Origin of the sequence: Falsiroseomonas oryziterrae (assembly GCF_021864505.1) — a bacterium.
Taxonomy (GTDB): domain Bacteria; phylum Pseudomonadota; class Alphaproteobacteria; order Acetobacterales; family Acetobacteraceae; genus Falsiroseomonas; species Falsiroseomonas oryziterrae.
Genome location: NZ_JAKJIB010000186.1, coordinates 1 through 7,740, shown reverse-complemented (window position 1 = coordinate 7,740; position 7,740 = coordinate 1). Strand labels below are relative to the sequence as shown.

The window sequence follows — 7,740 nt, the reverse complement described above, 5'->3', positions numbered from 1 at the left end:
GCGGCCCTCGACAGGCCGGCGGGCGAGGCGCGGCCGGTGGAGCGCCCGCGCCCCGCGCCGCCCGCCGCGCTGCGCCCGCGCGAGATCACGGTGACGGAGGTGTCGGAGCTGCTCGCCGACCCTTATGCCTTCTACGCGCGGCGCGTGCTGAAGCTGCGGCCGCTCGATCCGCTCGACGCGGATGTCGGTGCGATCGACTACGGCATCATCGTGCATGGCGCGCTGGCGGGCTTCGTGAACGGGCTGTCCGCCGAACGCGGCGTCTGGCCCGGCGACGACCGGGCCCGCCGGATCTGGGACATCGCCGCGGAGGCCGCGCTGGAAGCCCAGGGCCCGCGGCCGGCGCTGGCGGCCTTCTGGCGCCCGCGGCTCGCGCGCATCGGCGCCTTCGTGGTGGAGCTCGAGAAGGCGGTGCGCGAGGGCGGCGGCATCGCGTCGAGCCACACGGAATGCCAGGCGGAGATGGCGTTGAAGCGCCCGGGCGGCGACATCGTGCTGAAGGCGCGCGCCGACCGCATCGACCGCCTCGGCGACGGCAGCCTCGCGATCCTCGACTACAAGACAGGGGAGCCGCCGAAGCCCGATTCGCTGTTGGACGGTACCGCGCCGCAGCTGCCGCTGGAGGCGGCGCTGGCGCTGGAGGGCGCGTTCAAGGAGGTGAAGCGCGCGCCGGTCCGCGCGCTGACCTACTGGAAGCTCACCGGCGGGCAGGAGCCCGGCGAGGTGAAGCCGATGCTGACCGAGGCCGAGGACATCGAGGCGCTGGCCGCCTCCTCGCTCGAGAATCTCGGCCGGCTGGTGGACCGCTTCCTGCTAGGCGACGCGCCGTTCCAGGCACGGCCCCATCCGCTGCGCGCGCCGCGCGGCAACGACTACGACCACCTCTCGCGCATCGCCGAATGGGCGAATGCGGAGGACGAGGTGGAATGAACGCGCCCCTTTCGCCACGCCAGGAGGCGGAGTTCGAGCAGGGGCGCGGTTCCGATCCCTCGGCCTCGGCCTGGGTCACCGCTTCCGCCGGCTCCGGCAAGACGAAGGTCCTGACTGACCGCGTGCTGCGGCTGCTGCTGGCCGAGGATGCACGGCCGAACGCGATTCTCTGCCTGACCTTCACCAAGGCCGCGGCGGCGGAGATGTCGACGCGGCTCGCGCGCGAGCTCGGCCGCTGGGCGGTGATGCCGGAGGCGAAGCTGGCGGACCGGCTCTCCGCCCTGCTCGGCCGCGTGCCGTCGCGCGCCGACATGGACTGCGCGCGCAAGCTGTTCTGCCGCGTGCTCGAACTGCCGGGCGGGATGCGCATCTCCACCATCCACGCCTTCTGCCAGTCGCTGCTGCGCGCCTTCCCGCTGGAAGCCGGCCTGTCGCCACAGTTCGGCGTGGTGGAGGATTCGGAAGCCGCCGCCCTGCTGGCCGATGCGCGGGAGGAGGTGCTGGCCGGCCCGCGCACCCCGCGCGAGACGCTGGAGGCGCTGGCCGGCCTCGTCCCGCCCGACGCCTTCGCCAAGCTCGTCGCCGCGCTGCAGCGCGACCGGGAACGGCTGGGTGCCGCCCTGCGCGGCAACGGCAACAGCGTGGAGATGCTGGGCCGCGCCATCGCCGCGCATCTCGGGCTGGAGGCGGAGCACGAGGCGGCGCTGGTCGCCGAGGCCTGCGCCGCGGTGCCCGACCTGGTCGCCATCGCGCGGCTGAAGCAGGCGAGCAAGACGGCGAGCGACCAGGAGCGCGGCGCGAAGATTCTCGCCTGGCTCGCGCTGGATGCGGCGCAGCGCGCGGCGCGCTGGGGCGAGTGGTGCGAGATCTTCCTAACGAAGGAGTTCACGCCGCGCGCCAGCCTCGCCACCAAGGGCGGGCTGAAGGACAATCACGACCGCGTCGCGACCGCCATGCTCGCGGAGGCCGAGCGCGTCGCGACGGTGGAGGGCAGCCGCCGCGCCTGCCGCCTGCTCGCCGCCACGCGCGCGCTGCTCGGCCTCGGCGCGCCGGTGCTGGACGGCTACCGCGCGCGGAAGCTGTCGCGCGGGCTGATGGACTATGACGACCTGATCCTCGCGGCGCAGGCCGTGCTGCGCGATCCGGGCAGCGCCTGGGTGCTCTACAAGCTCGATGGCGGTCTTGAGCATGTCCTGCTGGACGAGGCGCAGGACAGCAACCCGGCGCAATGGGGCATCGCCGCAGCGCTGACGGAAGAATTCTTCGCCGGGCGCGGAGTCGAGAAGGACCGCCCGCAGCCGATCCGCACCATCTTCGCCGTCGGCGACGTCAAGCAATCCATCTACGGCTTCCAGGGTGCGGATGCGACCGGCTTCGGCCGCTGGAAGCATCACTTCGCCGAACGCTGCGACGCGATCAGCAGCGAGCTGCGCGACGTGCAGCTGAAGGTCTCCTTCCGCTCCACCGCGCCGGTGCTGGCCCTGGTGGATGCCGTCTTCGCGAACGCACCGGCCCGCGCCGGCGTGGTGGAGGACGGCGCCACGCTGGAACACCGCGCCGACCGCGTCGGCCATGCCGGCAGCGTCGAGCTCTGGCCGATGCTGGAAGCGCCCGAGACCGAGCCGCCGCCGCCCTGGGAGGTACCGGATGCGCCCGGCCGCAGCGCCGGTGCCGACGCGCTGCTGGCCGAGGCGCTGGCCGCGCAGATCCGCCACTGGCTCGACACGAAGGAGATGCTGGAGTCACGTGGGCGAGCGATTCGACCAGGCGACATCCTGGTCCTGGTGCGCCGTCGCACCGGCAGCTTCGTGCCGCGCCTGCTGCGCGCGCTGAAGGAACGCGGCGTGCCGGTCGGCGGCGCGGACCGCATGCGGCTCGCCGAGCAGATCGCGGTGCAGGACCTGCTGGCGCTCTGCGACGTGCTGCTGCTGCCCGAGGACGACCTGCAGCTTGCGGCGGTGCTGAAGTCACCGCTGGTCGGCCTCGACGAGGAGCAGCTTTTTGCCCTCGCGCATGACCGGCCGGGCGGCCTCTGGGCGCGGCTCGCGCAGCATCGCGGCAGCGACACGCCGGAGGGCCATGCCGCCGACATGCTCGCGCGGCTGATGGCCCGCGCCGACCTCGTCACGCCGCATTCGCTGCTGGCCGAGGTGCTGGGCGAGCATCGCGGACGCGAGAAGCTGCTCACGCGCCTCGGGCCCGATGCGGCGGATGCACTCGACGAACTGCTGAATGCCGCGCTCGATCATGAGCGGCGCCATCCGCCGAGCCTGCAGGGCTTCGTGCAGTGGCTGCGCCGTGGCGGCGCGGAGGTGAAGCGCGAGCAGGACAGCGCCTCCGACGCGGTGCGCGTGATGACGGTGCACAACGCGAAGGGCCTGCAGGCGCCGGTCGTGATCCTGCCCGACACGGTCGGCAGCGGCCGCGACGACCGCATGGTGCGCTGGCACATGGCGGGCGACACGCCGATCCCGCTCTGGGCGCCGCGCAAGGAATTCCACGCGCCCGCGTACGCCGAGTTGCTGGAGGCCGAGAAGCGCGCGCGGGCGGAGGAGGAGCACCGGCTGCTCTACGTCGCGCTGACGCGGGCCGAGGACCGGCTGCTGGTCTGCGGCTGGCAGCGCAAGCGGCCGAAGACGCGCGACTGGCCGGAGGGCTGCTGGTACGACCTGGTCGCGCAGGGCTTCGACGGACTCGGCGCGGTGGAGGAGGACTTCGCGCCGCAGGCCTTCGGCGCGCCGGCGGACTGCGCCTTCGCGCGCCCGGCGAAGCGCCGCTTCGACTGCGACCAGACCGCGGCGCCGAAGCCCGATGACCGCGACGCGCCGGCGCCTGTCGCCGCCGACCTGCCCGAATGGGCCGGCCGCCCTGCGCCGGCCGAAGCTGGGGTGGAGGACCTCGCCCCCTCCGCCATCCCGGCCGAGGACGAGACGCCGGCCGCCGCGCCGCATGGCCGCGTGGACCCCACCGGCCGGCGCTTCCGGCGCGGACGGCTTGTCCACGCGCTGCTGCAGCACCTGCCCGACCGCGCAGCGGCCGAGCGCGAGGCAGCGGCGCGCGCCTTCCTCGCCCGCCCCGGCCACGGGCTGGATGCGCGGGAGCAGGCGGAGACGCTGGCGGAGGTGATCGATCTGCTCGCCCAGCCCGACCTGGCCGCGGCACTCGGCCCCGGAAGCCTGGCGGAGGCGCCGCTGGCGGGGCGCATCGGCGAGAGGGTGGTGAACGGCCAGGTGGACCGGCTGCTGGTGACGCCCGAGCGGGTCCTCGTGCTGGACTACAAGACGAACCGCCCGCCGCCGACCCGGATCGAGGACGTGCCCGCGCTCTACCTGCGGCAGATGGCCGCCTATCGGGCGGTGCTGCGCATGGCCTATCCGGGCCGGGCGGTGGAGTGCGCGCTGGTCTGGACCTATGGCGCCCGCTTCATGCCGCTGCCGCCAGGCCTGCTTGATGCGCATGCGCCCCGCGCATGAGTGGCTTTGCTTGACCCGGCCGCGCCGCGCCACGATCTTGCCACGAAGCGTGCCGGCCCCCCGGCCGGCGGATGGAGAATGCGCATGGGCGACCTGACCAAGGCCGTGACGGACGACAGCTTCAAGCAGGACGTGCTGGAGGCGCCCGGACCCGTGCTGGTGGATTTCTGGGCCGAATGGTGCGGCCCCTGCCGGATGGTCGGCCCGATCCTCGACGAGATCGCCAAGGAGTACGAGGGCAAGCTGACTGTCGCGAAGGTGAACATCGACGACAACCCGATGACGCCGAACGACTACGCGGTGCGCGGCATCCCGACGATGATCCTGTTCAAGGACGGCAAGCCGGTCGACACCAAGGTCGGCGCGCTGCCGAAGAGCGCGCTGAAGGACTGGGTCGCGAGTAAGATCGGTTGATCGCAGTGCTGCGGCGCGGCGCCCTGGCTGCCGCGCTGCTTCTCGCGCTGGCCGCGCCCGCGGCCGCGCAACCGGGCGAGGTGGTGCGCAGCGAGCGCGCGACCTTCCGCCTCACCACCTTCGCCACCGGCCTCGAGCATCCCTGGGGCGCCGCGCTGCTGCCCGACGGGCGGCTGCTCGTGACGGAACGGCCGGGCCGGCTCCGCGTGGTCGCGGCCGATGGCAGCCTCTCCGCCCCGCTCGCCGGCGTGCCGGACGTGGTGGCGGAAGGCCAGGGCGGGCTGCTCGACGTGGCGCTCGCGCCGGATTTCGCGACAACGCGCGAGATCTTCCTCTGCCATGCCCAGCTTGTCGCGCGCGGCGCGCTGACCCGGCTGACGCGCGCGCGCCTCGCGCCCGACGCGACGCGGCTGGAGGGTACGACGGCCGTGGTGGACGCCGCGCCGCCGCAGTTCCGCGGCCGGCAGCATTACGGCTGCCGCATCGCCTTCGACCGCGCGGGCTTCCTCTATCTCTCGACGGGCGAGCGCAACGACCCAGAGCGTGCGCAGCGCCTCGACGACCTTGCGGGCAAGGTGCTGCGCCTCACGCGGGACGGGCGCGTGCCGGCCGACAATCCCTTCGTGGGGCGGTCGGGCGCCCGGCCGGAGATCTGGTCCTACGGGCATCGCCATCCGCAGGGCCTCGCGCTCAATCCCTGGACCGGCAGCCTGTGGTCGGCGGAGTTCGGGCCACGCGGCGGCGACGAAGTGAACCTCGTACGTCGTGGCGCGAATTACGGCTGGCCCGTCGTCAGCCACGGCGTGACCTATGGCGGCAGGCCCGTCGGCACCGGCGAGCGCAGCGCGCCGGGGCTGGAGGAACCGTTGGCCGCCTGGGAGCCGGGGCGGAACTTCAGCCCCTCCGGCATCGCCTTCTACGACGCGGGCGCCTTCCCAGGCTGGCGCGGCAGCCTGTTCATCGCGGCGCTCAACCCGCCCGGCCTGGTGCGCCTGACGACCGACGGCGACCGCGTGACCGGCGAGGAACGGCTGCTCTTCGACCGCGGCATCCGCATGCGCGACGTCGTGGTGGCCGCCGATGGCGCGCTGCTTGTGCTCACCGATGCGCCGCGCGGGCGCATCCTGCGCCTCGCGCCGGAGTAGCGATTACCGGTCGAAGACCTGCGGCCAGGTGATGAAGATCCCGACCTCGCCGGGCATGCCGTCGGGAAAGCTGATGATGCGGGCGGAGAAGCCGAAGCCGCCCGGCTTCAGATCGCGCTCCCACATCTCGTAGACCTGCCGGAAGGCGCCGGGCAGCGTGTCCTGCCACCCTTCCAGCTGGTTGTTGATGCGCCGCCCGCCATCCTCGCAGATCTGCGAGGGGAAATGCGCCAGCATCACCTCGCGCTCGCCATCCTCGAACGCCTTCGCGATCTTGGCGCGGGCGCGCGCCTTGTCCTCCTCGGTGATCTGATAGGCCATGACGCGCGCGGCGAAGGTCGCGCGCTCGGCGCGCGCGGCCTCGGCGGCGGCTTCCGCCTCGGCCCGCTTGCGGGCGGCCTCGGCCTCCTTGCGGGCGAGGAGTTCGGCAACGGTCAGCGTCATGCGGCCTCTCCCGGCCCTACAGGGCCCTGATCTCAACCTTGCGGAAGCGTATCACGCCCCGGTCGTTGCCGCCGATGCCAGCGCCGTGCTGCAGGGCGATGCGCCCGGTGGCGAACTTGCCGTCCCGCACATTATCCGCCGTCCTCTGCCCGTTCAGCACGACACTGAAGGCGTCGCCGCGAGCCGTGATCTCGAAGGTGTTCCACCGCCCGCCCGCCTTCGGCATCGGGTCCACCGCGGCCAGGTCCACGATCGCGCCGGTGCCGTAGCGCGGCTCCGGCCGCTCGTCCCAGATGTTGACCTCGTAACAACTTGCCGTGCCGACATTCGCCGGGTTCGTGCAGCGCATGTAGATGCCGCTGTTGGTGTGCGCGTCGGCCCAGAACTCCGTGCGCAGTTCGAAGTCGCGATAGTCGTTCGGCGTCACCAGGAAGCCGTTGCCGCGATCGGCGACGATCGCGCCGTCCTCGACGCGCCAGTTGGCGTCGCCGAGCCGCTGCCAGCCCTCGAGGTCGCGGCCGTTGAAGAGGGCGGTCCACGCCGGCTGGGCCAGCGCAGGACGTCCGAGGGCGACAAGGCTGGCCGAGCCGGCCAGCGCAGACATGATGGTGCGGCGTTGCATTCCAGACCCCTGTGGCGGCGCAAGCCCCGGCAAGGAAGCCTAGGCCGAAGCCGCGGGCCGCTTCAATCAGGTGCCGCCGCGTCCAGCTTCAGCACCTCGCCCGCCAGGTAGAGGCTGCCGCAAATCAGCACGCGGGCCGGCGGCCCTTCCTTCGGCAGCGCCCGCAGCGCCTGCTCCACCGTGCCGCCCTCGCGCGCGACGCCGCCGCTCGCGGCGACGATCGCCTCCAGCGGCATCGCCAGGTGCTGGCCCGGCTCGCGCACCGCCCAGAGCGTCGTGGCGCGCGGCACGATCGGTGCGAGGAACTCCGCCGATTGCTTGCCGCCCTTCATGCCGACCAGCACATGCACCGGGCGGTCGGCGAAGGATTGCGCGAGATGCTCGCCGATCACGATGCCGGCACCGGCATTGTGGCCGCCATCCAGCCACAGCTCCCAGCCGTCCGGCAGCAGCGCGGCGAGCCGTCCGGTGAGCCGCTGCATCCGCGCCGGCCATTCGGCGCGCGCGACGCCGGCGCGGATGGCGTCGTCGGTGAGCCACGCCGGATTCCAGGCGCGCAGCGCGGCGATCGCGATGCCGGCATTGTCGGCCTGGTGCGGGCCCGGCAGGCCGGGCCGCGGCAGGCCGAGCGAAGTCGTCGCGTCGCGCCAGGTGAGCGTGCCGTCGGCGTGGCGCACGACGTCCCAGTCGCGGCCGCGCCGCAGCAGCGGCG

The 7,740-nt window shown here is 73.3% G+C and carries 6 protein-coding genes and 1 pseudogene; 4 read left to right on the top strand and 3 right to left on the bottom strand.

The genetic code is table 11. The features are described from left to right. The 4 genes from L2I40_RS14730 to L2I40_RS14715 all read left to right on the top strand — a co-directional run. Window positions 1-930 (top strand): PD-(D/E)XK nuclease family protein (locus L2I40_RS14730; RefSeq protein ID WP_237215874.1); only part of this gene is annotated, 930 nt, incomplete at its 5' end. Then, window positions 927-4,403 (top strand): double-strand break repair helicase AddA, encoded by a 3,477-nt coding sequence (addA, locus tag L2I40_RS14725; RefSeq protein WP_237215872.1) that lies wholly within the window; start codon window positions 927-929, stop codon window positions 4,401-4,403. The genes L2I40_RS14730 and addA, both read left to right, overlap by 4 nt. 84 nt (window positions 4,404-4,487) lie before the next feature. Continuing rightward, window positions 4,488-4,817: a thioredoxin TrxA gene (trxA, locus tag L2I40_RS14720; RefSeq protein WP_237215870.1), complete on the top strand. Its 330-nt coding sequence runs from the start codon at window positions 4,488-4,490 to the stop codon at window positions 4,815-4,817. A gap of 5 nt (window positions 4,818-4,822) precedes the next feature. Further along, the gene (locus L2I40_RS14715; protein ID WP_308116426.1) at window positions 4,823-5,962 is read left to right on the top strand and encodes a PQQ-dependent sugar dehydrogenase; all 1,140 of its coding nucleotides are present in this window, start codon (window positions 4,823-4,825) and stop codon (window positions 5,960-5,962) included. Window positions 5,963-5,965: 3 nt separating this feature from the next. Here the strand turns inward: L2I40_RS14715 and L2I40_RS14710 are convergent, their stop codons facing one another. The 3 genes and pseudogenes from L2I40_RS14710 to L2I40_RS14700 form a co-directional block, all read right to left on the bottom strand. Beyond that, window positions 5,966-6,406 (bottom strand): hypothetical protein, encoded by a 441-nt coding sequence (locus tag L2I40_RS14710; RefSeq protein ID WP_237215865.1) that lies wholly within the window; start codon window positions 6,404-6,406, stop codon window positions 5,966-5,968. A gap of 16 nt (window positions 6,407-6,422) precedes the next feature. Continuing rightward, window positions 6,423-7,028: a 3-keto-disaccharide hydrolase gene (locus tag L2I40_RS14705; RefSeq protein ID WP_237215863.1), complete on the bottom strand. Its 606-nt coding sequence runs from the start codon at window positions 7,026-7,028 to the stop codon at window positions 6,423-6,425. A 62-nt stretch (window positions 7,029-7,090) separates the two neighbouring features. Further along, window positions 7,091-7,740 (bottom strand): annotated as a pseudogene (locus L2I40_RS14700) (bifunctional folylpolyglutamate synthase/dihydrofolate synthase); the annotation flags it as partial.

Excerpts from the sequence above, each read along its gene's own strand:
- trxA (WP_237215870.1), top strand. The coding sequence starts at position 4,488 with ATGGGCGACCTGACCAAGGCCGTGACGGACGACAGCTTCAAGCAGGAC.
- L2I40_RS14710 (WP_237215865.1), bottom strand. The coding sequence starts at position 6,406 with ATGACGCTGACCGTTGCCGAACTCCTCGCCCGCAAGGAGGCCGAGGCC.
- addA (WP_237215872.1), top strand. The coding sequence starts at position 927 with ATGAACGCGCCCCTTTCGCCACGCCAGGAGGCGGAGTTCGAGCAGGGG.
- L2I40_RS14705 (WP_237215863.1), bottom strand. The coding sequence starts at position 7,028 with ATGCAACGCCGCACCATCATGTCTGCGCTGGCCGGCTCGGCCAGCCTT.